The organism is Pseudomonas sp. Y3 TE3536 (assembly GCF_053629175.1).
In genome coordinates this window covers 5,763,949-5,789,502 of record NZ_JBRJHU010000001.1, presented here as the reverse complement: position 1 = coordinate 5,789,502, position 25,554 = coordinate 5,763,949, and the positions used below count along the sequence as shown (strand labels likewise).

General features: G+C 63.8%; 24 protein-coding genes. 13 read left to right on the top strand and 11 right to left on the bottom strand.

The annotated features are described in order from the left end of the window. The first annotated feature begins 67 nt into the window (after window positions 1-67). Genes iacA through AB7M33_RS25840 form a run of 7 tightly spaced genes read left to right on the top strand, consistent with a single transcriptional unit; the run spans window position 68 to window position 5,672 of the window. A complete protein-coding gene (gene iacA / locus AB7M33_RS25870) occupies window positions 68-1,237 on the top strand; it encodes an indole-3-acetate monooxygenase (RefSeq protein ID WP_085274412.1) in 1,170 nt (389 codons plus the stop codon). Between the two features lie 17 nt (window positions 1,238-1,254). After that, window positions 1,255-1,617 (top strand): IacB protein, encoded by a 363-nt coding sequence (locus AB7M33_RS25865; RefSeq protein ID WP_265970364.1) that lies wholly within the window; start codon window positions 1,255-1,257, stop codon window positions 1,615-1,617. A gap of 15 nt (window positions 1,618-1,632) precedes the next feature. Then, window positions 1,633-2,913 (top strand): aromatic ring-hydroxylating oxygenase subunit alpha, encoded by a 1,281-nt coding sequence (locus tag AB7M33_RS25860; protein WP_454243953.1) that lies wholly within the window; start codon window positions 1,633-1,635, stop codon window positions 2,911-2,913. Continuing rightward, the gene (locus AB7M33_RS25855; RefSeq protein ID WP_099428997.1) at window positions 2,913-3,389 is read left to right on the top strand and encodes an aromatic-ring-hydroxylating dioxygenase subunit beta; all 477 of its coding nucleotides are present in this window, start codon (window positions 2,913-2,915) and stop codon (window positions 3,387-3,389) included. The genes AB7M33_RS25860 and AB7M33_RS25855 overlap by 1 nt, the downstream gene beginning before the upstream one ends. A gap of 10 nt (window positions 3,390-3,399) precedes the next feature. Further along, window positions 3,400-4,152: an SDR family NAD(P)-dependent oxidoreductase gene (locus AB7M33_RS25850; RefSeq protein ID WP_454243952.1), complete on the top strand. Its 753-nt coding sequence runs from the start codon at window positions 3,400-3,402 to the stop codon at window positions 4,150-4,152. A gap of 51 nt (window positions 4,153-4,203) precedes the next feature. Next, window positions 4,204-5,163 (top strand): PDR/VanB family oxidoreductase, encoded by a 960-nt coding sequence (locus AB7M33_RS25845; protein WP_238216803.1) that lies wholly within the window; start codon window positions 4,204-4,206, stop codon window positions 5,161-5,163. Window positions 5,164-5,174: 11 nt separating this feature from the next. Then, the gene (locus tag AB7M33_RS25840) at window positions 5,175-5,672 is read left to right on the top strand and encodes a flavin reductase (protein WP_027595331.1); all 498 of its coding nucleotides are present in this window, start codon (window positions 5,175-5,177) and stop codon (window positions 5,670-5,672) included. A 380-nt stretch (window positions 5,673-6,052) separates the two neighbouring features. On the opposite strand, the gene AB7M33_RS25835 is transcribed toward AB7M33_RS25840, so the two are convergent. After that, window positions 6,053-6,532 (bottom strand): MarR family winged helix-turn-helix transcriptional regulator, encoded by a 480-nt coding sequence (locus tag AB7M33_RS25835; RefSeq protein WP_027595332.1) that lies wholly within the window; start codon window positions 6,530-6,532, stop codon window positions 6,053-6,055. Window positions 6,533-6,706: 174 nt separating this feature from the next. On the opposite strand from AB7M33_RS25835, the gene AB7M33_RS25830 reads away from it, so the two are divergent. Both AB7M33_RS25830 and AB7M33_RS25825 read left to right on the top strand, forming a co-directional pair. Beyond that, window positions 6,707-7,831, top strand: a complete 1,125-nt coding sequence (locus tag AB7M33_RS25830; RefSeq protein WP_085274315.1) for an amidase — start codon at window positions 6,707-6,709, stop codon at window positions 7,829-7,831. A gap of 13 nt (window positions 7,832-7,844) precedes the next feature. Further along, a complete protein-coding gene (locus AB7M33_RS25825) occupies window positions 7,845-8,357 on the top strand; it encodes a nuclear transport factor 2 family protein (protein WP_274887692.1) in 513 nt (170 codons plus the stop codon). Between the two features lie 41 nt (window positions 8,358-8,398). Here AB7M33_RS25825 and AB7M33_RS25820 read toward each other — a convergent pair whose 3' ends face one another. From AB7M33_RS25820 to AB7M33_RS25785, 8 genes are all read right to left on the bottom strand, one after another. Further along, complete coding sequence (locus AB7M33_RS25820) at window positions 8,399-9,718, bottom strand: hypothetical protein (RefSeq protein ID WP_454243951.1); 1,320 nt, start codon at window positions 9,716-9,718, stop codon at window positions 8,399-8,401. A 182-nt stretch (window positions 9,719-9,900) separates the two neighbouring features. Beyond that, window positions 9,901-10,299 carry a c-type cytochrome gene (locus AB7M33_RS25815; protein WP_027595336.1) on the bottom strand — a complete coding sequence of 133 codons (399 nt, stop codon included), beginning with the start codon at window positions 10,297-10,299 and terminating at the stop codon, window positions 9,901-9,903. 118 nt (window positions 10,300-10,417) lie between these two features. Continuing rightward, window positions 10,418-11,332, bottom strand: coding sequence for a transcriptional regulator FeaR (feaR, locus tag AB7M33_RS25810; protein WP_099429006.1), 915 nt, complete (start codon window positions 11,330-11,332; stop codon window positions 10,418-10,420). A 668-nt stretch (window positions 11,333-12,000) separates the two neighbouring features. Next, window positions 12,001-12,519: a cytochrome C gene (locus tag AB7M33_RS25805; RefSeq protein WP_454243950.1), complete on the bottom strand. Its 519-nt coding sequence runs from the start codon at window positions 12,517-12,519 to the stop codon at window positions 12,001-12,003. A 4-nt stretch (window positions 12,520-12,523) separates the two neighbouring features. Then, entirely contained in the window at window positions 12,524-13,045 is a 522-nt protein-coding gene (locus AB7M33_RS25800) for a methylamine dehydrogenase light chain (protein ID WP_027595339.1), read from the bottom strand. 14 nt (window positions 13,046-13,059) lie between these two features. Further along, on the bottom strand, window positions 13,060-13,713 hold the full coding sequence (gene mauD / locus AB7M33_RS25795) for a methylamine dehydrogenase accessory protein MauD (RefSeq protein WP_454243949.1): 654 nt from the start codon (window positions 13,711-13,713) through the stop codon (window positions 13,060-13,062). A gap of 3 nt (window positions 13,714-13,716) precedes the next feature. Continuing rightward, the gene (locus tag AB7M33_RS25790; RefSeq protein WP_099429009.1) at window positions 13,717-14,253 is read right to left on the bottom strand and encodes a MauE/DoxX family redox-associated membrane protein; all 537 of its coding nucleotides are present in this window, start codon (window positions 14,251-14,253) and stop codon (window positions 13,717-13,719) included. Between the two features lie 15 nt (window positions 14,254-14,268). Further along, window positions 14,269-15,420, bottom strand: a complete 1,152-nt coding sequence (locus AB7M33_RS25785) for an amine dehydrogenase large subunit (protein WP_238216791.1) — start codon at window positions 15,418-15,420, stop codon at window positions 14,269-14,271. Window positions 15,421-15,621: 201 nt separating this feature from the next. Between AB7M33_RS25785 and AB7M33_RS25780 the strand changes: the two genes are divergently transcribed. Both AB7M33_RS25780 and AB7M33_RS25775 read left to right on the top strand, forming a co-directional pair. Then, window positions 15,622-17,109 (top strand): aldehyde dehydrogenase family protein, encoded by a 1,488-nt coding sequence (locus AB7M33_RS25780; protein WP_454243948.1) that lies wholly within the window; start codon window positions 15,622-15,624, stop codon window positions 17,107-17,109. Between the two features lie 405 nt (window positions 17,110-17,514). Beyond that, window positions 17,515-19,614, top strand: a complete 2,100-nt coding sequence (locus tag AB7M33_RS25775; RefSeq protein WP_186682566.1) for a putative bifunctional diguanylate cyclase/phosphodiesterase — start codon at window positions 17,515-17,517, stop codon at window positions 19,612-19,614. Window positions 19,615-19,751: 137 nt separating this feature from the next. Here AB7M33_RS25775 and AB7M33_RS25770 read toward each other — a convergent pair whose 3' ends face one another. Next, on the bottom strand, window positions 19,752-20,576 hold the full coding sequence (locus AB7M33_RS25770) for an aldo/keto reductase (protein WP_099429013.1): 825 nt from the start codon (window positions 20,574-20,576) through the stop codon (window positions 19,752-19,754). A gap of 247 nt (window positions 20,577-20,823) precedes the next feature. Between AB7M33_RS25770 and AB7M33_RS25765 the strand changes: the two genes are divergently transcribed. After that, on the top strand, window positions 20,824-21,702 hold the full coding sequence (locus tag AB7M33_RS25765; protein ID WP_027595346.1) for a DMT family transporter: 879 nt from the start codon (window positions 20,824-20,826) through the stop codon (window positions 21,700-21,702). Window positions 21,703-21,714: 12 nt separating this feature from the next. Here the strand turns inward: AB7M33_RS25765 and AB7M33_RS25760 are convergent, their stop codons facing one another. Continuing rightward, window positions 21,715-22,620, bottom strand: coding sequence for a LysR family transcriptional regulator (locus AB7M33_RS25760; protein ID WP_027595347.1), 906 nt, complete (start codon window positions 22,618-22,620; stop codon window positions 21,715-21,717). 459 nt (window positions 22,621-23,079) lie between these two features. On the opposite strand from AB7M33_RS25760, the gene katG reads away from it, so the two are divergent. After that, a complete protein-coding gene (gene katG, locus AB7M33_RS25755) occupies window positions 23,080-25,338 on the top strand; it encodes a catalase/peroxidase HPI (RefSeq protein ID WP_265969070.1) in 2,259 nt (752 codons plus the stop codon). Window positions 25,339-25,554 lie beyond the last annotated feature (216 nt).

Below are 25,554 nucleotides of genomic sequence, written 5' to 3'. Positions count from 1 at the left end.
CCACGAGCCCAGCCAACGCCCCCCACAAGCATCAGTACAAAAACCGCGCCTGAGACGGAGAATGTCCATGGATTCGCTTTGCCTGCGTGCCGCGCCTGTGTCGGCGCTCGCCTCTGGCCCTGCTTTCGAGGCCTTGCTTGACGGTGTTCGTGATCGTGCTCGCCTCGGTGAGTTCGACCGCCAGCGCTACATATCCCGCGATGTGATCGACGCCTTCAAGGCCCATGGCGTGTACCGCGCCTTGGTGCCTAAGCGCTTTGGTGGGCTTGAGTGCTCGCCGGGGGCCTTCTGTGAAATGATCGAACGCATCTCCCATGCAGACGGCTCTGCCGGCTGGGTGGCCAGCTTCGGCATGAGCCCCGTGTACCTGGCGGCGCTGCCGCTGGAGACCATCGCCGAGATCTACGGCAACAGCCCCGACACGGTGTTTGCCGGGGGCATCTTCCCGCCACAACCGGCCGAGATCGTGCCCGGAGGCTTCAAGGTCAACGGCCGCTGGAAGTACTCCAGCGGGTCCATGGGCGCGGACATCGTGGGGGTCGGGATTGCCCCGCGTAATGGCGACAAGCTCGACCTGCCGCGCCTGGCCGTGATGCCGCGCCAGCAGGCGCGCATCGAAGAAACCTGGGACACCGTCGGCCTGCTCGGCACCGGCAGCCACGACCTGGTGGTCGAGGACGTGGTGGTGGGCGAGCAGTGGACCTTCGTGCGGGGCGGCAAGCCCAACCTGGACGAGCCGTTCTTCCGTTACCCATCGCTGTCGTTCGCCACCCAGGTGCTCTCGGTGGTCGGGCTGGGCATCGCCCGCGCTGCATTGGACGAACTGTCAGGCATGGCCAGTGGGCGCATCTCGGTGACCGGCGCCCCGGCACTGGCCGACCGGCCGCTGGCCCAGGTCGATGTGGCCAAGGCCGAGGCGGCGCTGCGCTCGGCGCGGGCGTTCTTCTACGAGTCCATCGAACGTGCCTGGGAGCACGTGCTGGCGGGCGACCCGGTACCGGTCGACGTCACCAACCTATTGCGCCTGTCCTCCACCCATGCCGCCCGTGTGGCCGCTGAAGTGGCGCGCAGTGCGCAGATGCTCTCGGGCATGACCGGCATCTACAACGAAAGCCCGCTGGCCCGCTGCGTCAACGATGCGCAGGTGGTGACCCAGCACGCCTTCATGGGCGACGTCACGTACCAGAACGCCGGTGCGATGTTCTTCGGTAAACAGCCCCTTCCGGGCTACCTGTAACTTTCGGGAATTTTGTCATGAGCGATAAGAAAGCGTTGCGTGTGCTGTTCTGCATGGGCATCAACCAGAACTTCTTCGATGCCCCCCGTGAGGAGCAGCTGCAGGTGTGGGCCGCCTTCAGCGCGATGTGGAATGGCATTCACGACCTGACCGGGGTGAACGTGCTGGGCAACATGGACGATGACCAAGGTATGGTCGGCCCGTCCGACGGCTTCCCCTGGACCACCTACCTGCTGGCCGACGTACCGGACATCGAGACCGTGCACGCCGCCTGCAACCTGTTCCGCTGCACGGCGGTGGGCGAGGGGCCGTACAAGCTGTGGCGCTACGCCAAGGTCGAGGCCCGTGTCGGCCGCGAACTGATCATCCAGCGCGCCTGAGTGGAGGACGATACCGTGAGCAACCTGATCCCTGCCGTCAACCTGACGGTCGACCCGGCCGAGCTGGTCCAGCCCGACCGCGTCCACACCTCCCTCTACACCGACCCGGCCCTGTTCGACGCCGAACTGCAGAAGATCTTCCACAGCACCTGGATCTGGGTCGCCCACGAGAGCGAAGTCCCCGAGCCCGGCAGCTACAAGACCACCTTCATCGGCAAACAGCCGGTGATCGTCGTGCGTGACCGCAAAAAGGCCATCAACGTGCTGCTCAACCGCTGCCGCCACCGCGGCGCCACGGTCTGCGAGCACAAGAAGGGCAAGACCAACAGCTTTGTCTGCCCCTACCACGGCTGGGGCTACGCCCTCGATGGCTCGCTGCGCGGCATTCCCCACCCGGAAAGCTACGGCGACTGCCTGGACAAGGCCGAGCTGCCACTGGTCAGCCTGCGCGTGGAAAGCTACGCCGGCATGGTCTTCGCCACCTTCAAGGACGACATCGAACCGCTCGAAGACTTCCTCGGCGCAGCGAAGAAGTGGATGGACCTGTTCATGAAGCAAGGCGCCGGCTACGGCATCAAGGTCCCCGGCGAGCACCGCTTCCGCTTCCCCGGCAACTGGAAGATCCAGCTGGAAAACACCACCGACGCCTATCATTTCCCGTTGGTGCACAAAAGCTTCCTGTCCTCGGTCGACGAGCAGACCCTGGAGCTGTTCGACTTCGTCAAAGGCCCCGGCTACGTCGAAGACCTCGGCAACGGCCACAGCGTGATGGTGATGATCCCCGAGCTGGTGGACCTGGAAGCCGACCTCGACAAGCCGATCCCCGAGCGCTTCGAGTCCCTCGCCGCCGAGCTGCGTGACGAAGGCATCGACGAGCAGCAGGTGCGTCGCATCGTCCGCGCCGTTGGTGGCTCGGGCTTCAACCTCAACCTGTTCCCCAACGTCGCCTGCTCGATGGCGTTTTTCCGCGTGCTGCAGCCGATCTCGGTGACCGAGACCGAAATCCACCACTCGGTGATCACCATGGACGGCGGCCCAGCCGCGGCCAACCGCTACCGCCTGCGCCTGCACGAGCACTTCCAAGGCCCGATGGGCTTTGGCACCCCGGACGATTCCGAAGCCTGGGAGCGCGTGCAGAAAGGCGCCCGTGCCGGTGAAGACCTGTGGATCATGCTCAACCGCGGCCTGCCGGGCGAGAAGCCCAGCGCCGACGGGCTGGTGTCTGACGTGAGTGCCGAAACCGGCATGCGCGCGGCGTACCAGCAGTGGAAGAAGATGATGACGGAGAGCAAGTGATGGATCTGAACCTACTGAACGAAGTCACCGCCTTCATCTGGCAGGAAGGCGACATGCTCGACCACGGCGAGTACGACACCTGGCTCGGCCAATGGACCGAAAAAGGCACGTACATCATCCCCATCGACCCGCGCGAGAGCGACTACGAAAACACCCTCAACTACGCCTACGACGACCACCACATGCGTGGCCTGCGCGTGCAGCGGTTGATCGGCGGCGAGTCGATTTCCACCAGCCCGCAGCCACGTACCGTGCGCACGATTTCGCGCTTCCGGGTGCTGGGCGACGACGGCGTCAACGTGACCGTGCGCTGCGCGCAGAACGTGCGTGAGTTCCGCAAGGAAAGCCTCAAGCACTACAGCGCCGACCTGACCTACACCCTGGTGCGGGCGCAAGGCAGCTTCAAGATCCACCGCAAGGTGATCAGCCTGATCAACAGTGACGATACCCTCGCCGGTATCGGCTACATCCTGTGAGGAACCGACCATGAACCAAGTCGCATTGGTAACCGGCGCCGGCCAGGGCTTGGGCCAGCGCTTCTGCGCGCAACTGCTTGCCGCAGGCTTTGACGTGGTGGTCTCGGACCGTGACCTGGCGCTCGCTCAGGCCAGCGCCGAACAACTGCAGCAAGCCCGGCAAGGGCAGGGCGGCCGTACCCTGGCGGTCAAGCTCGATGTCGCCAGCAAGGCCGATTTCGAGCAGGCGCTGGCCCAGGTGCTGGGGCACTTTGGCGCCCTGCACGTGGTAGTCAACAACGCTGCGGTGACCAAGACCACGCCGCTGATGCAGATCAGCCCAGAAGAATTCGACGCCGTGGTTGGCTTGAACCTGCGCAGCGTGTTCCTCGGTTGCCAGGTGTTCGGCGCGTACCTGGCCGAGGCCGGTTACGGGCGGATCATCAACATGGCCTCGCTGGCCGGGCAGAACGGCGGCACCGCGACCGGCGCGCACTACGCGGCAAGCAAGGGCGCGATCGTCACCCTGACCAAGATCTTCGCCAAGGAGTTCGCTGCCCGTGGCGTCACGGTCAACGCCATCGCCCCCGGCCCGATCGATTCGCCGGCGGTGCATGCCGCGGTGCCCGCCGAGCGCATGCCAGGGTTACTGGCGAACATCCCGGTGCAGCGCCTGGGGGACGCCGGTTTTCTGGGCGACCTGATCGTGCAACTGGCGCGGCCCGAAGCCTACTTCACCACCGGGGCGACCTGGGACGTGAACGGCGGCCTGTTCATGCGTTGATTTTTTTTGCGGGGCGCTGCGCGCCTCCTGTCGTTACACGGGACACCGGCCATGAATGAACAATTGTTGAACGTAGTCGTGCGCAAGCGCGAGATCCAAGGGGCCGACGTGGTCGTCCTCGACCTGGGGCGCGCTGATGGCGCGGCGTTGCCGGCCTTCGAGGCGGGCGCGCATGTCGATATCCACGTGGCGCCCGGCGTGGTGCGCCAGTATTCGCTGTGCAGTGACCCGGCCGATGCTTCGGTGTATCGCCTAGGTGTGCTGAAAGACCCAGCTTCACGCGGCGGTTCGGTGGGCGTGCACGAGACCTTGCTGGAAGGGCGCGAGCTGCAGATCAGCGCGCCGCGCAACCTGTTCCCGCTGGCGCCGCAGGCCAGCCGTTCGATCCTGCTGGGCGGTGGTATCGGCATCACGCCGATGATCGCCATGGCCCACGCCCTGCACCAGCAGGGCGCGGATTTCGAACTGCATTATTGCGGGCGCTCGCGCAGCCGCAGTGCGTTTCTCGAGGCGCTGGCGGCGGCGCCGTTCGCCGCGCGGGTGGTCACTCACTTCGATGATGAAGACCCGGCACAGCGGCTGAACCTGGAGGCGGTGCTGGGCGCAGCCAGCCAGGGCACCCACCTGTACACCTGCGGCCCGTCCGGCTTCATGGACTGGGTGATTGAGGGCGCGCGTCGGCAGGGTTATGCCGAAGACCACATCCACAAGGAGTACTTCCAGGTCGAGGTGGACGCCAGTGGCCAAGGTTTTGAAGTGGTGGCGGCGCGCAGCAACAAGACCGTGCAGGTGGCCGAGGGGCAGACCATCCTCGAAGCCCTTGCTCAGGTTGGCATCAAGATCGACATTTCTTGCGAGCAGGGCGTCTGCGGGACCTGCATGTGCGAAGTGCTCGAAGGCGAGCCAGACCACCGCGATGTGTACCTGACCGATGAAGAAAAAGCCGCGAACGACCAGATCCTGGTGTGCTGCTCGCGGGCCAAGTCCAACAAGCTGGTGCTGGATATCTGAGGAGCATGACCATGGTAGATGTAAGCCAGTTTCGCAATGCAATGGCGCTGCTCGGTGGCGCCGTATCGGTCATCACCACCGATGGCCCTGCAGGCCGTTTCGGTTTTACCGCGTCGGCGGTGTGCAGCGTGACCGACGCGCCGCCCACGTTGTTGGTGTGCATGAACCGCGCCTCGTATTCGAATGAGCAATTCAAGGCCAACGGCGCGCTGTGCGTGAACGTGCTGGCCGGTACCCATCAGGAGCTGTCGGGGGCGTTTGCCAACCGCAACCTGAGCACGGAAGAGCGCTTTGCGACCACGCACTGGACCGTGCTGGAGAGCGGCGCGCCGGTGATGCAGGAGGCGCTGGTCAACTTCGACTGCCGCATTGCCCAGGTGCATGAGGTGGGTTCGCACAGCATTTTCTACTGCGAGATCCAGGACATCCGCCATGGTGGGGCGGACGATGGGCTGGTGTATTTCAACCGGGCCTATCACCGGGTATGCGAGGCCTCGAAGGCGTGCTGAGCAGCCTGCGCTGACCCTGTGTAGGAGCAGCCTTGTGCTGCGAAGAGGCCGGTGAAAGTACCGGCGCTGTGTGCTCTCGAAGGCGTGCTGAGCAGCTTGCGCTGACCCTGTGTAGGAGCAGCCTTGTGCTGCGAAGAGGCCGGTGAAAGTACCGGCGCTGTGTGCCGTTTGCACTGGCCTCTTCGCAGCACAAGGCTGCTCCTACAGCTGCGAAGTGGCCGGTGAAAGTACCGGCGCTGTGTGCCGTTTGCACTGGCCTCTTCGCAGCACAAGGCTGCTCCTACAGCTGCGAAGAGGCCGGTGAAAGTACCGGCGCTGTGTGCCGTTTGCACTGGCCTCTTCGCAGCACAAGGCTGCTCCTACAGGAAGGGAATTGGGCGTTAAGGGGTTTCGAGGTTATGGAACACCACTTCCAGCATCCGGTTCAGGCGCTGCACCTGCGCTTCGGTCAGCCCCTTGAAACTGCGCTGGAACAGTTCGCGCGTCACGTCCTGCATGCGCTCGATGTTCTGCAGGCCGACTTCGGTGATCCGCACCTGGGTCACGCGCCCATCCTCCGGGCTTGGCGCGGTATCGACCAGGCCGTCGTCCTTCATGCGGTAGACGATCTTGGTGATGGTCGACAGCTTGGCGATGGCGTGGGTGGAGATCTCGGAAATGCTCGATTCACCGTTCTCGTTGAGGATCCACAGCACGCGCCAGCGCGGCACGTCGAGGTCGATCTTCTTGAGCAGACGTTCCATGTTCTGGGTGTAGCGGCCATGCACGCGCGCCAGCCAGTAGAAGGGGAAATCTTCCTTGCGAAATTCATCGCTGGCCGGGTCGTGGTGGCTGTGGCCTGTGTTTTTCGAGTTGCTCATCGATTCACTACTTGTGCGGAAATAGTCGCGACATCATAGACGTTTCCGCGCATTTGGCTACCGTAAAGCGGGCGCATAATACTGGAATGTTCAGTTGACATTTCAAGTAATCGGCACGCATTTTATCGGCTGGGCCCAGGCCCGGCATCCATTCTTGAAGAGGGCTGCACAACAATGACAATCATAGTAGAAACCCTTGATCTGGGCGGCACCGGCCCCCGGGTCGTGGTCAAGGACACCATCGATGTCGCCGGTACCGCGACCCGCGCCAGCAGCCAGGCGTTAGAGGATGCGCCGTTGGCCGAGCGGCATGCCGACGTGGTCAGCCAGTTGCTGGCGGCCGGTGCCCGGCTAACCGGCAAGGTTAGCCTGCACGAACTGGCGTTCGGCACGACCGGCATCAACCGCTATACCGGCACGGCCGCCAACCCGCGCTTTCCGGGGCGCATACCCGGTGGCTCGTCCAGCGGCTCGGCTGCTGCGGTGGCCGCTGGCCTGGCGGATTTCAGCCTGGGCACCGACACCGGTGGCTCGGTGCGTGTCCCGGCCTGTTGCTGTGGCGTGTTCGGCCTCAAGCCGACGTTTGGCCGGGTAAGCCGTAAAGGCGTGATGCCGGCCCGCACCAGCCTCGACTGCGTTGGCCCGTTCGCCGCGAGCCTGCCGATGCTGGTACGCGCCATGAGCATGATCGACCCCAGTTTCGTCCCCGCCCAGGTACCGGCCAAGGCGCGCATCGGCGTATTGCGGGTGACCGCCGAGGCCGCCATCCACAAAGTGGTGCACGGGGCCCTGAGCGCCAGTGGCTTGCCGTTGGGCAATGTCGAACTCAAACACTTTGGCGCCGCCTATGACGCCGGCATGGTCGTGATCAACCGCGAGACGTTCGAAGGCTGTGGCCACCTTCTGCAAACCGGCAAGGTCGGCAGCGATATCGCCGGGCGCCTGGCGGCAGCGGGGCAGACCACTGACACGGCGCTGGCCGAGGCAGAGGAGGTGCGTCGACGCTTTACTGAAGAAGTCGACCAGGCCCTGGCCAACTTCGATGTCCTGGCCCTGCCGACCATGCCGGACTTCCCACTGCGCCTGGAGGACGCCGCCGATACCCGCGCGGTGCTGGGCATGACCTCGCTGGTGCGGCCGTTCAACCTGTCGGGGCACCCGGCGTTGAGCATTCCGCTGGGCAGCGAGGCCGGTTTGCCGGTTGGCCTGCAACTGGTGGCGGCCAAAGGCGCCGACGAGAAATTGCTGGCAGTGGCCGAGCGCTTGCTGCTGAACCTGTACGCCGGCAACGATCATTGAGGCCACGATTGCGATGACCGATATCCTCGAACTCCAGGCCCGCCTGCGCAGCTTTGAACACCAGCAGGCCATCCGCGTCTGCATCAACCGCTACATGGCGTTGTGCGACCAACTGGACGCGCAATCCCCGCTCGATGAACTGGCGCAGCTGTTTTGCCGTGACGCGGTGTGGGAGGGCAAGGGCGCCAAGTACGCCGAGAGCTTTGGCGGCTACCGCGGGCGCGAAGCGATCCGGGCGATGTTCGCCACCTACATGAAGACCCCGGCGCATTTCGCCTTGAATGTGCACTTTCTGACCAGTGAGGTTATCGAGGTGGCCGGTGAGGAAGGAGTGGGGCGCTGGGTGATGTTGCAGACCAGTACCTTTGCCGACGGCGCCTCGCACCTCAATGCTGCCCGGCTGACCGTGCGCTTTGCGCTGGAAGAGGGCCAGTGGCGCATGGCGCATTTCCAGACCGAGAACCTGTTCAGCCGGCCAGTGACGGCGTGGAATAGCGACGCGCCGTTGCCGGTGCCAGAGCGGTAGTCACGGATGCTGGGGCTGCAAAGCAGCCCCAGATCTTCAGCTCAGAAGGTACTGACGAACACCACCTGGCCATACAGGTTGTCGTGGTTGTTGCCCAACTGCGTCCCCCCTTGCTCCACGCTACGATCCGGCTGATACAACCCCACCAGCGGCACGATCATCAGGTGATCATTGAGGGTCCACTCGGCATAGATATCCAGCTCGCGTCCGTCCACATTGCCCAGGTTGCGATCGATGGTGTCGAAATGGAACCCCATCACGCCAAGGTTCAACGTCGGCGTCGGGCTGACTGTCAGGCCGAGCTTCTGCACCCGCGCATTGCTGTTGAACGGCCCGGCATAGTTACCGGCCACCTCACCCTGGAACCAGGTACCCAACCCGCGCCCGAGGCCATAGAACAGCGTGTCGTACTGCTCGGAAAAGCGGCTGTAGCGGTAGCTCAGGTTCGGTTGCCAGGGCAGGTCGGCGAAGGTCCAGCCGGCTTCCAGGTACCAGGCGTCCTCGGTGGCGGTATGGGGCTTGTCCTGTTTGGCGTATTCCCCGGACAGAAACAGGTTTTCTACCCCGGCATTGCCCTGGCCACGCAGGCTGTAAGTCTTCATGCCATCGCGTTCCAGTTGCAGTGGGGAGGCGTACTGCTCGTCGACATGGGTAGTGCCGATATAGGTCAGGCCGACGGTGCCGGCGTCCGCCACGTGCTCAAGGGTGGCCACGTGCAGTTCGGTGTTGGCCTGGGCGCGGTTGTCTGACTGCAGCCACATCAGGTCGCCGCGCCAACCACTGCTGCCGCCCAGGCGCAGCACGGCGGTCTTGTCGAAGCTCTTGCGAGCGGCGAGGTAGTACGCACCGCCCCGGTTGAACTGACCATCGGCAAGGCCATGGCCGACGTTCAGCGAGTCACCCTGAAGCAGAAACCCATCGCCCACGGCGACCATCTGCTTGCCGAACGACAGGTCGATACCGTCCTCGCCCAGCATCGGCACCAGGTTGCCGGACTTCCAGCCCACGTAGGCATCCTCGATCTTGCTGGTGCGTTCGCTGCCATCGCTGAAGCCGGCAGCATCACCGTCCCCCCAAGTCGCCGAGCTGAGCATGGCGAAGGCGCCGTACAGCGAACCGACGCTGCCCAGGGCCTGGTCGGCGCTCAAGCCATACTTGATATAGCCTTCCCGCCACGAGGTGGAGCCGGGTTGGTCGCGGGCGATGGCGTAGCTGCGTTCGCTGTGGAATGCACCGAACACGGCTTCCACATTGGCGTTCAGATGGCGTTCGGCATCGCTGTACAGCTCGTGCGCGGACGCACTCAGCGAAGCCCCGGCCAGGAGTGCGGCCAAGGTTAGGCGGAACGGGCGGTGGTGCATGGTCTGGCTTCCTTTGTCATGGTTTTGGCAGAAGTTCCGAAGACGTGCCAATGATCATGAAGCAAGCCCAGCCCTGGGCTTTTGCCCTGGCTGCCAGTTGACTTTGGCGGTGTGCCAAGCTGATGGGGCGGGCGTTGAAAACGCAGAAGGCCCCATTGCGGGGCCTTCGTGGGCAAACGTGGTTACTTGAGGCCGGCGAGGAAACACGTCACCGACTGGCGTTCGCCCGCGTCCGGCAACCCTGCATAAGGCATGTAGGTGCCGGGTACTGCCGCCTGTGGCTGGGCAATGAATGCGCCGATGCTTTGCGCCGTCCAGGCCGCCTGGCGGGTTTTCATGGCCTGAGAGTAATTGGCCCCTGGCACGGTACCGGGGGTACGGCCCACCACGTCGTGCAGGTTGGGGCCCATCATCACTGGGCCATCCTTTTGCGCCGAATGGCACGCCGCGCAGTCACGCGCGAACACCTGTTCGCCCTGCTGGCGCTGCGGGGCCGCGCAGTCTTCGGCCAGGGCCAGCGGGCTGGCCAGCGCGGCAAGGAGGAAGGGCATTACGAACTTGCTGGATACGACGGTCGACATCACGCACGGTTCCTGGGTAGGGCAGCGCGGGGCTGCTTCTTGTTGGTGTTCTGCTTGATTGTGTGCGAGTACAGGCGGGCGGGTTTTGTTGTGCCTGCCAGGGTGTTTGCTGGGCTTGTCAGTTGGCGTGACGCTTGCGGTACTCGCCTGGGGTCATGCCAAACCGGCCTTTGAATGCGGTGCTGAAGTAACTCGAATCGGAAAACCCCCAGGCATACCCCAGCGAAGACACCTTCTGATCCATCGACGGGTTGCGCAGGCTTTCGGCGCAGAAGTCGAGGCGGCGGTTGCGGATGTACTGGGCGATGACCAGGTCGTGTTTGGCGAAGATGCGGTACAGGCTGCGCATGGAGATGCCGACTTCGCGGGCAATGAACTCAGGTGTCAGGCTTTCGCAGGTGATGCGCTGGTCAATCAGTGCCAGGGCCTTGCGGAACATCCGCTCGTGGCTGCCGGGCACCGAGTCCTGGGTGATGGCGGGGCGCAGCAAGGCGATCAGCGCCTCCAGTACGGCCTGGCTTTCGTTGTTGGCCATGTGCTGGGTGCGGCCGGCTTCGAGCATCATCTGGCGGGCCATGCTGGCCAATGGGGTTTGCGCTTCGATGCGTTTGGCGCAGGCCACGCTGACGCCGCGGGTGCCGCTTTCGACCTGAGTGCGCGGCAAAATCAGCGACAACTGGCGCGAGCGCTGGTGGAAGTGCATGTCCAGCGGGGCACTGGCGTCGATCAGGGTCAGGTCGCCGGGCCGCAGCTCTATGCGTGCATCCTGGTGCTCGATATGCGAGGTGCCGGCCATCTGCAAGACGGCATAGTAGTTGTCGGCACCGCTGGCGCGTATTTCCCGCGGGCCGCGGAACAGGTTGACGTGGGTCATGTCGACGATGCTCATGGAAATCTGGCCTACCTGGCACTTTTCGAGCTGGCCGACGAAGCCTGCGTCAAGCTTGCGGGCGTTGAAGTGGCCGCAGGCATCGTTGACCTGGCTGAGCCAGGCCTGGAAGTGATCGTCGGTAACACGGGTTGCTGGTGTCATGGGGGCCTCGCGCGGTAAGACGTGGAACGGTTCGCTTGGGCGAACTCTTGGAGGGGTGCCTTAAAGCATTAAAATTCACTTGAATTTTCAAGCAAAAAGCGGGCCTGAGAGGTGGTGGTAAAGCAGAGGGTATTGGCTAGTGCATTGTTTTAATTGAGATTAATTTTATTTTTGATGAGTGTGTTGGCAGTGGTAGTGGTGTGATTAGTGCGTTGGAATGCGCTGCGATGTAGCCAATTGATACAGGTTTGTTTCCAGATGTTGCACTTTGGCAGGTTGGGGGAGGGCTGAGGGCGACGAGGTGCCTGCCTCAGGTTGTGAGGTGGGGCGTAGATCGAGCGCCGCCCGCGCGGCGCTTCGCGGGGCAAGCCCGCTCCCACATCTGTTTCGGGCCAGTCATTCCTGTTCCATGGGCGCGCGGCCCCTTAGCGCCCACCTCAATATCGAGGTGGACCAACAAGGCGGTCGCGCGCAAATATCACAGGCTGCACTGGCCCGAAACAGATGTGGGAGCGGGCTTGCCCCGCGAAGCGCCGCGCGGGCGGCGCTCGATCTCACAGGCGCCGAAAATCCTGCGACGAACACCCCCAACCCCCCCAAAAAAACCACCCGACAACCAAAAAAAAGCCCGCTGACAGGGCGGGCTGAAGGCACAACGCTTGCGTGATTCAGTGGCTAAGCCCATCGCTGATGGCAATGCCCTTGGCCTGCATCGCTTCGATCAACCCGGCGCGCACATGCGGCAGGTTGAGCATGCTGTTCTGACGTACCCGATGCACTTCCTCGCCGCTGTACGGCGGCCATTGCTCGGGTGAGCTGTTGCCGGCCATCCCATCCCGCGCCAGCAGCCAATTAAGCAAATCGGCAATCTGCTGATCATTAAGCGCCGACTGGGAAATCCCCGGCACCCGCACCAAAAACTCGCGCCCGCCCGGCACCCGCAGGAAGTTGCCGACAAACCCCTGCATGCGCGGCGTGTCGTTGGCCGCCGAGCCTTCGCCGTTGTCGCGGTGGCAGCCAGCGCATTGCAACTGATAATTCACCGGCACCGAGTAACCGGCCTGGGCAATCGGCACCGGTGGCACCTCGTTGCCCGGCGCCGGGCGCTGGTTGGGGTTGGGCAGGGTCCTGGCCTGGGCGACAGGCGCCAGCAGGCACAGGATCAACACCGCGGTCAGGGCCTTCACGGCGCTAGACCGCCACACCGCGGATGATGGTAACGGTGCAGTTGTAGATCTTCGACTCAGCCCCGAGGCACCAGTTGATGTCGTTGTTGTTGAACGGGCGATACAAGGGTTGTTCATCGTCGTTGCGCGAGCAGGCGCACTGGCCGCACGCGTGCTTACCGCAGCAGTCGTTGTACGAGATGATGTAGTTCTTGCCATCTGCCGGGTTGCGGCAGGTGCCGATCCAGGTCACCAGCGAGGCATCGGTGCCGGGCGGGCAGGAGGTAATCGAACCGCCGCAGCACGAGCACAGGAAACCGTCGATCGAGCAGTTGCGCCAGTAGTCACAGCTGGTCGGGTCGCCTGGGTCGCCCATTTTCGGCTGCTCGGCGGCCAGCGCCTTGGCGGTGCGGTCGATCGGCAGCAGCACCGGCAGGGCAGCGCCAGCGACGATCAGCGAGCCCAGGCGCGCCAGCACCTTGCGCCGTGAAGTGGTGTCGGCGACATGACGGCTGGAGCGTTCAAACAGTTTGTCGAGAAAACTCATGGTGTGCTCCGCGATCAGTGTTGCGCGCTGTGTGGGTGGGCATGGTCATGGTCATGGTCATGGTCGTGAGCATGGCCCTGCGCGTGGTTGCCGTGCAGGTACTGCTGCAGGCTGGCACTGCCCAGGTGCACGGTCTCGAACAGGCTGTCGAGGTGCTCGCGGGAATTGACCAGGCCCTTGGCGCGCAAGGTGCCGGCCTGGTCGATCAACACGGCGTACGGCAGCTTGCCGATCTGGTAGGTCATGCCGATCTCGGGGCCGACCACGTAGGTGGCTTGCTGCAAGTCGTTGGCGTCGATTAGGGCCTGCTGTTCGGCAAAATCACCGTCGCTGACATAGATCACGTCCAGCTCGCCGCTGTTGTCCTTGGCGATCGACTTGATCGCCGGTAGCAGCGATTTGCACACCGGGCAGCCGGGCGCGAGGAAGAACAGCAGTTGCGAGCGTTCGCTGCGGTAGCCGATGTTTACCGGGCGGCCATGGCGGTCGGCGGCGGTGACCTGTGGGGCGGGGTCGTTGACCGTCACGCCTTTGTCTACCATCAGCGCACCGGCAGGCGCGATGCGGCCATGCAGCACGCCGATCTGGCGCACCAGGGCCATGACCGTGAACGCCACCGCGATCAGCAGCAGCCAGAGCAGAATGTTCGATGCGATAAGCAGTTGCATGGGTTATCTCCCAGTCAATTTGGCAAGACGCGGCTGGTTGGCCAGCAGGCCATCCACCGCCACATGAATCAGCAGCGCGACGGCACTGGCCGCAATCACCACGAAAATATCCAGTGCACCGAGTGCACGCTCGGCCATGGGCAGCGCCGCCAGGCCGGCCAACAGGGCGATCACCAGGTTGCGCAGCAACAGCACTGGGCGCAGTGGCTGGGCAGCGCCGGGGCCTGAACAGCCGCAGTCGATGTCGCGGCGGCCACGCCACAGGTTGATGCCGATGGCGCTGGCATACAGCGCCATCAACAGCACCACCGCCAACGCCGCGCTGGCTCGCCCACCGGGTAGCAGCAAGGCCAGCGCCAGGGCCAGTTCGGCCAGTGCAAGGCTTGCCGTGGCTACCGGTGCCAGGGGTGCTGGCAGCAGTTGGTAGGCGCGCACGATGGCGCTGAACGCGCGCAGGTCACGTAGCTTGTGGCTGGCGGCACTGGCCAGCAGCGTCGCCAAAGCGGTACTGCTGGCAATCACGAGAACAGGGTCGAGCATGGTCGGGTCTCCTGTTTACCAAGGGGCCAAGGTGAGCACGGGCGTGTCGGCGATCTGGTCCATGGCACCGCTGTGCTTGCCGGTGGCCAGGTCGAAGAACTGCACGCCGCCTTCCAGGTCGGTGGCCACCAGAATGGGCGCCTTGTCATGGCTGGCCTGCAGGCTCCAGACTGGCTTGGGCGAGTCGAGCGTGCCGAGTTTCTTGCCCGTCTTCAGGTCGAACGCCCAGATGGTGGTGCTCGGGTCTTCCCATTTGCCATCGGTATGCTGGTCATGCATCAGCGCATACAGCCGGTTCAGGCCTGGCGCCAAGGCCAGGGCTTGCCAGCCACCCGGCGCCCAGCCTTGCTTGCGTTCCTCGTCGCTGACCAGCGACCAGGTGGGCTGCGGCTTGGCCTTGCCCCCTTCGAAACTCACCGGGTACACCTCGCCATGGGTGGTGGTGAAATAGTAGGTGTCGCCGTTGGCGATGGCGCGCTCGTTGAGGCGGACCTTGTTTGGGTCGAAGAACGGCGTCTGGGTGCGCGAGACTTCCTTGCCGTCATCATCCAGTGTCACCACCAGCAGTTGGCCGTCACCGCACAGTGACGCGAAGCTGCGTTTGCCGACTGGGTAGTTGAGCACGCAGCCGCTGATGGCGACTTCGCTGGCGACCGTGTGCGTCTGAGTATTGACCACGGTCACCGAGGTCGACGGCGTCAGGTTGAAGACATACGCTAGCTTGCTGTCGGCGCTGACGCCCATCGCGTACTTCTCGGTGAGCGTGGAGGCGCGCTTGGCGGGCAGTACCACTTCCCATTGCGGGCGCAGGGTCTGGGTGTCCCAGGCCACCAGCACATCGGTGCGTTCGCCGTAGGTGCCACGCGAGTAGAACAGGTTGGCCGAGTACAGGGTGCGGTTGTCCGGGCTCAACGCCGTTGGGGCGACGAAGGCGTTGGTGGTCATGCCGAGCATGCGCTTGGCCTTGGGATCGACCACCACCACCTTGCCGGCTATGGGGTTCTTGAAGTCCACATCGAGGATGTAGACACGGTGGGGGTCCGGCGGGAACGGCAGGTTGTTCTGGCCGATCTCTTCGGCGGGCAGGTCGGCCCGCACCGCGCTTGTGCTCGCAGCCAGGGCCAAGGCCAGGGCTGCCGAGATGCTAAGCCTGTCTACGCGACGCATTGGCTATCTCCGATGTTGTTATGGGTTATGCAGATATCGCAGTGATCGCAGTGTGCCGCCTGGGCCGGCGTGGTGATTTGGCCAGCGTGACATTCTCTTGAGGCTCCCTGACAAAACGCCGTTCGGGGCTGGCAGGCGGGTAGGCGGGGGCCTGAAGATCGGCCCGCACACACTTTTGCGCTGCCTTCCAGGAGTCATGTCATGAGCGATATCCAGCTGTTACCTGCCGTGGTCGAGTTCCTCGCCAGGCCCCATGGCCATTTCATCGATGGCCAATACCAGGCGGGTGAGGCGGGGCCGTCAGTCGATATCCACGACCCCTCCAGCGGTACAGTCATCAGCCGGGTTGCCGAGGCCAGCGAGGCGGAAGTAGCACGTGCGGTGCACAGTGCCCGGCAGGCCTTCAAGGGCAGTTGGGCTGAGGTTTCGCCCTATCAGAAAGGCGTGGTGCTCAACCGCTTGGCTGACCTGATCGAGGCCAATGCCGAAGAGCTGGCACAGCTCGAGACCCTGTGTTCCGGCAAGTCGATCAACCTCTCGCGGGGGTTGGAGATCGCTCAAAGTGTAGTCTTCCTGCGTTATTTCGCGGGTTGGGCGACCAAGATCACTGGGCAGACCATGACCCCGTCGCTGCCTTCATTCGGTGGCGAGCGCTACACCGCCTTTACCCTGCGTGAGCCGGTGGGCGTGGTCGCGGGGATCGTGCCGTGGAATTTCTCGGTGATGATCGGTATCTGGAAGATCGCCTCTGCCTTGGTAACCGGTTGCACCATCGTGATCAAACCCAGCGAATTCACCCCGCTGACGCTGCTGCGCATCGCCGAACTGGCGGTCGAGGCAGGGGTGCCGGCGGGGGCGTTCAACGTGGTCAATGGGCGCGGGCAGGCGGGCCAGTTGTTGATTGAGCACCCGCTCGTGGCCAAGGTCGCGTTCACAGGCTCGGTGCCGACCGGTATCGCCGTCGGCAAGGCCGCGATGGCGGCGAACCTGACCCGCGCCACGCTGGAGCTGGGGGGCAAGAACCCGGCAGCGTTGTTGGCCGATGTGGACGTGGACGGCGCCGTGGCAGGCATCCTGCAGACGGCCTTCGTGCACCAGGGGCAAGTGTGCGCTTCGCCGGAGCGGGTGTATGTGCACCGCAGCAAGGTTCAGGAATTTACCCGCAAGCTGGGTGAAGCGCTGGGGCAGTTGAAGATTGGATCGGCGCTGGACCCCGACGCCCAGTTCGGCCCTTTGGCCAATGCTGCGCACCTGCAGAAGATTCTCGGCTTCTTCGAGCGTGCCCGGGCCAGCAACACGGTGGTCTGTGGGGCGAAGGCGCTCGACCGGCCGGGCTACTTCGTCGAGCCTACGGTGGTGCTGGCCAATGACCCCAGTGACCCCTTGCTGCACGAGGAAACGTTCGGCCCGATCGTCTGTGTGCTGCCGTTCGACGATGAAGAGCAGTTGCTGGCGTTGATGAACGACAGTCCTTATGGCCTGACCGCCAGCCTGTGGACCAACGACCTGTCCAAGGCGCTGCGGCTGATCCCGCAGATCGAAGCGGGCACGGTGTGGGTGAACATGCACACCTTCCTCGACCCGGCGGTGCCGTTTGGTGGGTCGAAGGCATCGGGGGTAGGGCGGGAGTTTGGCAGTGCGTTCATCGAGGATTACACCGAGCTCAAATCGGTGATGATCAGGTACTGAGCAAAGCTAGCAATCGTTTAATCGTGTAGGAGCAGCCTTGTGCTGCGAAGAGGCCGGTGACACCAGCAAATGCTCACTGTGTTATCACCGGCCTCTTCGCAGCACAAGGCTGCTCCTACAACGCGGGGGCTCTAGAATGGTCGTTTTACCCGAGCCCGCAACGCCATGTTGCCCATCGAACTGCTGCCGACCACCGCTGATCAGGCCCCTCTGATCCGCAACTGGCTACTGCGTTGCTATGCGCAAGACTCGCCCGCCTTCATTCGGCAAAGGACAGTGCAGCAAAATTTTGTGAACCACTTCACAAAATCCGAGTGACCGGCATAATGCCATCACCTCTGTACAAGACCCGGTCGCGCAGCGCCGGGGTCCTTTTCGTGCCCGTCGAAGGTCCAGGTTAATTTCATGTCGCTAGTCGCAAGCCCCGACATCATGTATCGGCTGTTGATCCAGAGTGTGGTGGACTATGCCATCTACCTGCTCACCCCCGAAGGCATTGTTGCCAACTGGAACCCCGGCGCCCAGCGGGCCAAGGGGTACCTTGCCGACGAGATCGTCGGCCAGCATTACTCGTTGTTCTACAGCGAGGCCGAACGGGCTGCCGGGCTGCCCGCGCACAACCTTGAACAGGCGCGTTGCACGGGGCGCTTCGAAGAGGTGGGTGTGCGGCTGCGCAAGGATGGCTCGGCCTTCCATGCGCATGTGGTGATCGACGCGGTGCATGACGATGACGGCCGCCTGGTGGGGTTCGCCAAGGTCACCCGCGACATCTCCGAACGCCACCAGCAGGAGCTGGAGCTGCTCAAAGCCAAGGAACTGGCCGAACAGTACAGCCAAGAGATGGCCAAGCTGTCGCAGTTTCTCGACTCGGTCATTGCCAACATCCCGGCCAGTGTCATGGTCCAGGACCTGGAGAGCCAGCGCATCCTGCTGGCCAACCAGCAGGCCGAACGCCTGTTTGGTGTGCCGGGTTCGAGCATGATCGGGCAACTGCCTGCCCAAAGCCTGGCGCCGGCTGCAGCCGATTACCTGGAGCAACAGCTCGCTCGCGGGGCACGCAGCACCAAGGGCTATGCCGCCGAAACTCGGGTCGACACCCAGTGCGGGCCACGCACCCTGCGCAGCCGTACGCTGCTCAGCCAGCACCGCGAGGGCCAGGCCGACTATGTGCTGTTCGTGGCCGAAGATGCCACTGAAGAGTTGGCGGCCCACGCGCAGATCCACCATATGGCGCACCACGATGCCCTCACCGGGCTGCCCAACCGCACGCTGTTCCATGAGCGTTTGCGCCAAGCCTTGGTGCGTGGTGATGAGAACGCCAAGCTGACCGCTGCCCTGTGCCTGGACCTGGACAATTTCAAGAACATCAACGATTCGTTAGGTCACGCGTTCGGCGACAAGCTGCTGCGTGAGCTAGGCAAGCGCTTGCGCCGCGAACTGCGCGAGCACGACACGTTGGCCCGCCTGGGCGGTGACGAGTTTGCCATCGTGCTCACGGGGCTGGATGGTCGTGACGCCGCGTGCAATACCGCGCAGCGCCTCATCAATGCCATCTGCCCGCCGTTTCAGATCGAGGGGCATCAGTTCACGGTGGGTGTGAGTATCGGCGTGGCGATCGCCCCGGATGACAACGACCAGGCCGAGCAACTGCTGGGCTATGCCGACATGGCGTTGTACGAAGCCAAGCGCAATGGCCGCAACCGGTACGAGTGCTTCAATGTCGAGCTGGATGTCGCCGCCCGCCAACGCCGCCTGGTCGAAACCGACCTGCGTACGGCGCTGCACCTTGGTCAACTGCAGTTGCACTACCAGCCGGTGGTCGACCAGCAGACCAGCAGTGTGACGGGGTATGAGGCGTTGTTGCGCTGGGAGCACCCGACCCGCGGCATGGTCATGCCCATGGACTTCATCCCCATCGCCGAAGAGACGGGGCTGATTCACGAGCTCGGCATCCGCGCGCTGAACCTGGCGTGCCAGGAGGCGGCCAGCTGGGACAGCGAACAGACAGTGTCGGTCAACCTGTCCCCGGTGCAGTTCAAGAATGCCAACCTGGTTCACACCGTGGCTTTGGCCCTGTCTGATTCGGGCTTGCCGGCGCGGCGCCTGGAGCTGGAGATCACCGAGTCGGTGTTGTTGGGCAACAGTGAGGAGAACGTGCGCACCTTGCGGGCGCTGAAAGACCTGGGTGTGTCGATTTCGCTGGACGACTTCGGTACCGGGTATTCGTCGCTGGGGTATTTGCGTTCGTTCCCGTTCGACCGGATCAAGATCGACAAGTCGTTCGTGCATGACATGTGCGACAGCCGCGAAGCCATGTCGATCATCCGCGCCATTACCGACCTGTCCAACAGCCTGATGATCAAGACCACGGCCGAGGGTGTGGAGTCAGAAGAGCAGATGCGGCGCCTGGCGGCAGAGGGGTGCTCGCACTTCCAGGGCTACCTGTATGGGCGGCCTGTGCCGGCGAGTGAGCGGTTGAAGCAGGTGGCGTTGCTGTGGGGCTAGGTGATGCCCGGCGGCCCCGCGCGATCCCTGTAGGAGCAGCCTTGTGCTGCGAAGAGGCCGGTGATAGCACTAAAGATTCACGGTGTTATCACCGGCCTCTTCGCAGCACAAGGCTGCTCCTACACAGGGGGCCAGTATCAGCTATTCCAGTCAGGCGCAAAGTCGGGGCTGACCACGCGCTGATCCTTCGGCAAACCCGCAATCAATGCCCGGTCTTCATCATCCAGCTGCACGTCCAGCGCCGCCAAATTCGCCAACTGGTTCTCGCGGCTGCTGGCCTTGGGGATCACTGCGACGCCGTCCTGGTCGAGCAACCACTTCAGTGCCACCTGGCTCGGCAGGACGCCATGCTTACGGGCAATCGCCTGGATCACCTCTTGTTGCGCCGCCTGCCCGCGTGCCAGCGGGGTGTAGGCCGTGAGCAGCAAGTCGTGGCGGCGCGCATAGTCGAGCAACGGCTGCTGGTCGAGCAGCACGTGGTACTCCACCTGAATGGCCGACAACGGCGCGCCCAGCGTCTCGACCACTTGGCGCAGCAGGCCAAGCGGGAAGTTGGCGACACCAATGCTGCGCGCCTTGCCTTCGTCACGCAGGGCTACCAGGGTCTCGATGCTGCGGGCCAAGTCCCAGTCCTTGCCCGGCCAGTGGATGTGGAACAGGTCGACCTGCTCGGTGCCCAGCACGCGCAGGCTGTCTTCCAGCGACTGACGCATGGCCTTGGGGTCCAGGCGGTCCCACCAGACCTTGGTGGTCAGGTGGATCTGCTCGCGTGGCACGTCGCTCTCGCGCAGGGCCTGGCCCACGGCCGCTTCATTGTTGTAGGCGGTGGCGGTGTCGATGTGTCGGTAGCCCAGGTCCAGGGCCTGGCGCACGGCCTGGGTGCACTCGCTGCCGGTCATCGGCCAGGTGCCCAGGCCGATGCAGGGCAGGTCCAGGCCGTTAGGGGTGGTGAGCCTTCGCATGACAGTTCCTTGTAGTGGTTACAGAGTCCGTAGGGGATGGTCTTCGATCAGCCCGGTGCGGACCATGCGCGGCGGGGCGAAAGTGGTCGATCAGCGAACGGAAATTGCGTTTGGCCTCGACAAGCGCCAATTGAACTTCCTTATCCTCGTCTATCTCTTCTAGAATTCGAGCTGTTTCATCCGCCAGGCCAGCCCTGTGCGGCTTTCCCTGGGCGCAGCATCCGGCCGCGCCGCCGTCGAGAACGCCATGAGTTCCAGCACACCGCTGTCCGGAGTCAACCAACCGCTGCGTGGCATCGCCCTGGTGGTGGTGGCGACGTTCCTGTTCGCCAGCCACGATGCCCTGTCCAAGTTCCTCGGTGGCCTGTACCCGATCATCATGGTGGTGTGGGCGCGTTATGTGGTGCACACCCTGCTGATGGCCGGGATCTTCCTGCCCAAGTCTGGCCTCAATGTACTGCGCACCCGTCGCCCGCTGTTGCAGACCCTGCGCGCCCTGAGCCTGCTCAGCACCAGCCTGCTGTTCACCACCGGCCTGCAGTACCTGCCGCTGGCGGAGGCCACGGCGGTCAACTTCCTCGCGCCCGTGCTGGTCACGGCCTTGTCGGCACCCCTGCTCAAGGAGCGGGTGACGGTGGGGCAGTGGGTGGCGGTGGTGATGGGCTTTATCGGGGTACTGGTGGTGGTGCACCCCGGTGGTGCGATGTTCACGCCGGCGATCCTGTACCCCTTCGGCTCGGCGCTGGGTTTCTGCTTCTATCAGTTGCTGACGCGAATTCTGGCTGCCCATGACAGCCCCACCACCAGCAACTTCTATGCAGGGCTGTGCAACACCCTGGCGATGAGTGCGCTGGTGCCGTTTTTCTGGGAGGTGCCGCGCTGGGACCACGCGCTGTTGATGCTGGCGCTGGGTGGTTTCGGCATGACTGCCCACCTGCTGCTGACCCAGGCGTTTCGCCATGCTGCACCGGCGCTGCTGGCGCCGTTCAGCTACTGCCAGATCGTGTTTGCCGGGCTGCTTGGGCTGCTGTTCTACAGCCAGGTGCCAGACAGCCTGAGCCTGGTGGGGATCTCGATCATCTGCATCAGTGGCCTGGGCGCGGCGTGGATGCAGCGGAGCAAGTGACACGGCCTGGGTTCATGGCGATGCCATGAACTGCAGGATCCGCTCGCGCAACCAGCGCTCGGCCGGGTCGTTGTCCTGGGCGCCACTCCAGACCATCGACAATTCTGCCTCGGTGATTTCGAAGGGCGCTGGGTCGGCGCGCAAGCTGCCGTCATCGGCCAGGGCGCAAGCGGCGTAGTCCGGTACTGTGGCGATCAGTTCGGTGTTGCGCAGCAGCGCGCGCAGGCTGCCGAACTGCGGCACGGCCAGCACCACCTTGCGGCATCGGCCGATACGCGCCAGGTCCAGGTCGATGTTGCCGCTCATGTCGCCAGAAAACGACACCATCACATGCGGGCGGGCGCAGTACTCGTCGAGGGTCAGTGGCCCCGGTCGATCGTCGGCGCGCAGCACGCGCACGCCAATGTCGCGCAACTTGCGGCGCTTGGCGTTGGCCGGCAGGTCGGTGGTGTAGCTCACGCCCACCGAAATCTCGCCGCTGGAGAGCAGGCCTGGCATCAACAGGAAGTTGGCCCGCCGCACCACCACGCTGATTTCGGGTGCCTCTTCGCGCAAGGCTTGAAGCAGGGCAGGGAGCAGGCCGAACTCGGCGTCGTCCGAAAGCCCAAGGCGGAATACGTTGCAGCTGTTGGCGGGGTCGAACGCCCGCGCACGGCTGATGGCGGAAGAAATCACATCCATGGCCGGCCCCAGCTCGGTAAAGATCTGCATCGCCCGTGGCGTGGGCTCCATGGCCCGACCGTTGCGGATCAGCAGCGGGTCGTCGAACAGTTCGCGCAGGCGGGCGAGGGCGGCGCTGACGGTGGACTGGGTGATGAACAGTTTTTCGCCGACGCGGGTCAGGTTGCGTTCGATCATCAGGGCTTCGAACAGCACCAGCAGGTTCATGTCGACGCGGCGCAGGTCGTTGCGGTTCATGGGGCTTGGCTCACGGGGTCTGAGGGGATTGGCGGTGTATTGAAGCACGGCGCAGGCCCGATTGCCTTGTATGGATGTGCGGGCCTCTTCGCGGGGCAAGCCCGCTCCCACAGGTTTGGTACGGGGCTCGAATCTCCTGTGGGAGCGGGCTTGCCCCGCGAAGAGGCCCGCACGGCAAAACGCTGACAGAGCCAGCCTATTACCCCGTAATACTCGCTCTATTAGAAGTCTGCCCAAGCTCGGCTAGTCTTTCACCTGGCCCTGTGAATTCGGCGGCCGGGGCGCGCCTGAGCACCTGTGTTCAAGACCGTAGCGCCCCGCCGTGACAGCTTCGCAAGCCCCGTGTCGGCAAGACACCGACCAGACCTGATGAGGGGTAGGCACGAGCCCAAGCGCTCGGCTGATAGAACACCTGGCATAGACCGGAAATCTGGATAACCGACCCAAAGGTACCCACAGATGTCGAACGAATCGAAATGCCCGTTCCATCAAACCGCAGGTGGCGGCACCACCAACCGTGACTGGTGGCCTGACCAGCTCAACCTGAGAATCCTTCACCAACATACCGCCAAATCCGATCCGATGGACCCGGATTTCGATTATGCCAACGCCTTCAAGAGCCTCGATTTCCAGGCCCTGAAGCAAGACCTGACGGCCCTGATGACCGACTCCCAGGACTGGTGGCCCGCCGACTTCGGCCACTACGGCCCGCTGTTCATCCGTATGGCCTGGCACAGCGCCGGGACCTACCGCATTGGCGATGGCCGCGGTGGCGCCGGTTCCGGTCAGCAGCGGTTCGCCCCGCTCAACAGCTGGCCGGATAACGTCAGCCTGGACAAGGCCCGGCGCCTGCTGTGGCCGATCAAGCAGAAGTACGGCAACAAGATTTCCTGGGCCGACCTGATCGTCCTCACCGGCAACGTCGCGCTGGAGTCCATGGGCTTCAAGACCTTTGGTTTCTCTGGCGGGCGCGCCGATGTGTGGGAGCCGGATGAAGACGTGTACTGGGGCTCGGAAAAGGTCTGGTTGGGCGGCGATACCCGCTACGGCAAGGAGCAGGTCAAGGCACAGGAACCCGGCCAGGGTGACCTGGTTGCCGAACCCGCCAAGCACGGTGAAGAACAGAGCCGCAACCTGCAGGCCGAGCGCAACCTGGAAAACCCGCTGGCCGCCGTGCAGATGGGCCTGATCTACGTCAACCCGGAGGGTCCGGAAGGCAACCCTGACCCGGTCGCTTCGGGCAAAGACATCCGCGAAACCTTCGGCCGCATGGCCATGAACGATGAAGAGACCGTGGCGCTGATCGCCGGGGGCCATGCGTTCGGCAAGACCCATGGCGCAGGCCCCGCCGACAATGTGGGGGCCGAGCCCGAGGCTGCGGGCCTGGAGATGCAGGGCCTGGGTTGGGCCAACAAATTCGGCTCCGGTAAAGGCCCCGACACCATCACCAGCGGCTTGGAAGTGACCTGGACCTCGACGCCGACGCGCTGGAGCCACGACTACCTCAGAAACCTGTTCAACTTCGAGTGGGAGCTGACCAAGAGCCCGGCCGGTGCACACCAGTGGCGGCCGAAGGAAGGCAAAGGCGCAGGCACCGTGCCGGATGCCCATGACCCCAGCAAAACCCATGCGCCGTCCATGCTCACCTCCGACCTGGCGCTGCGCTTCGATCCGATCTACGAGCCGATCGCCCGCCGCTTCAGGGACAATCCCGAGCAATTAGAGGACGCGTTCGCACGTGCCTGGTACAAGCTGATCCACCGCGATATGGGCCCGCTGGCGCGCTATCTCGGGCCAGAAATGCCCAACGAGGAATTGCTGTGGCAAGACCCGCTGCCTAAAGCCGACCCGGTATCGTTGGGCGAGCAGGATGTCGCAGCGCTCAAGGCCAAGATTCTGGCTTCAGGCTTGAGCGTGGGCGAGTTGGTATCGACTGCTTGGGCCTCAGCCTCGACCTTCCGTGGGTCCGACAAGCGCGGTGGAGCCAATGGCGCACGCTTGCGCCTGGCACCGCAGAAAGACTGGGCTGCGAACCAGGGCGTAGGCAAGGTCTTGGCAGCGCTGGAGAAGATCCAGGGCGAGTTCAACAACGGTGGCAAGAAGGTCTCCCTGGCCGACCTGATCGTGCTGGCAGGTACCGCCGCCGTGGAGAAGGCTGCCAAGGATGCGGGTTACAGTGGCAGCGTCGGCTTCCGCCCCGGCCGCGTCGATGCGTCCCAAGAGCAGACCGATGTCGAGTCGTTCGCTGTGCTGGAACCGCTGGCCGATGGCTTCCGCAACTTCACCAAGGACCGTTACAGCGTCAAGGCCGAGAAGCTGCTGCTGGACAAGGCCCAACTGCTGACCCTGACGGCGCCCGAGCTGACCGCGCTGATCGGCGGCCTGCGTGTGCTGGGCGCCAACCATGGCGGCAGCAAGGACGGGGTGTTCACCGACAAGCCGGGTACGTTGAGCAACGACTTCTTCCGCAACCTGCTGGACATGGGCGTGGAATGGACGCCGACGTCAGCCGACAACGAGCGCTTTGAAGGCCGGGACCGCAAGACCGGGCAGGTTAAATGGACGGGCAGCCGTGTTGACCTGGTGTTCGGTTCGCATGCCCAGTTGCGGGCGTTGAGCGAGGTGTATGGCAGCAGCGATGGCAAGGACAGGTTTGTGAAGGCCTTCGTTGCAGCTTGGGTAAAAGTCATGGAGCTGGACCGCTTTGATCTGAAATAAAGCGTGCCTGAAACCCCACAGCCTGTGTAGGAGCAGCCTTGTGCTGCGAAGAGGCCGGTACAGATAGCCGCAATTCGGGCTGCCTGTGCCGGCCTCTTCGCAGCACAAGGCTGCTCCTACACGTCGGTGGCCATCCCGCCAATTCCAGGTCGGATAGATACAAAAGCGTCCTCGTTCGTTCTGTTGCAATGCTTCTCAGGCGGCCGGCCTGAAACA